Source organism: Flavobacterium myungsuense (genome assembly GCF_042677265.1).
GTDB lineage: Bacteria > Bacteroidota > Bacteroidia > Flavobacteriales > Flavobacteriaceae > Flavobacterium > Flavobacterium myungsuense.
Genome location: NZ_JBHTIZ010000030.1, coordinates 1 through 718, shown reverse-complemented (window position 1 = coordinate 718; position 718 = coordinate 1). Strand labels below are relative to the sequence as shown.

At 32.9% G+C, this 718-nt stretch carries 1 protein-coding gene; it reads left to right on the top strand.

The genetic code is table 11. From position 1 onward, the window contains the following. Positions 1-718, top strand: a 718-nt coding sequence (locus tag ACFQ0S_RS11525) for an IS256 family transposase (RefSeq protein ID WP_379758232.1), incomplete at both ends; no start/stop codon positions are given.

Sequence of the window (718 nt, the reverse complement as noted above, 5' to 3'; positions counted from 1 at the left end):
TTTATCCTGTATTACTAAATGTTCTTCGAGATGAAGATGAAGAACATCGCAAACTTATTTTTAGTTTGTATAAAAAAGGTTTAACCACCGAGCAAGTCAGCGATGTTTATCAAGAGATTTACGGCAAAGATTACAGTAAACAACAGATTAGTTACTTGATGAACGATAGCCGAGAGGAAGTTTCAGTTTGGTTAAATCGTAGATTAGATGCGCATTATTTGGTTCTTTATATCGATGCAACTTTTGTACATACACGACGAGATAAAACAGTAAGCAAAGAGGGTTATTATACGATTTTAGGTATAAAAGAAGATGGTTCAAGGGAAGTTTTGAGTATTGTAAATCATCCAACCGAAGGTGCTACTTTGTGGCAATTAGAACTAAATTCGCTACAAAAAAGAGGCGTTCAAAGTATTGGTTTGATAGTGTCAGATGGTCTGACCTCTATTGAAAATGCAATTGCAAAATCCTTTCCCAACGCACAGCATCAACTCTGTGTAGTACATATTAAACGTACTATTCTATCAGTTTTTCCAAGAACAAGAAGACTAGAAATAGCAAAGGAATTGTCAAAAATTTTTGCTATTGAAACAAAAAAAGTTACTCCAGTAGAAGCATTTGAAAATTTAGGTAAGTTTGCAGAGCAACATAAAAAAAATTATCCAAGTTTGAAATCACTTTCAAATGATCGAAATATAGCTTATTTCTCTTATTTGAA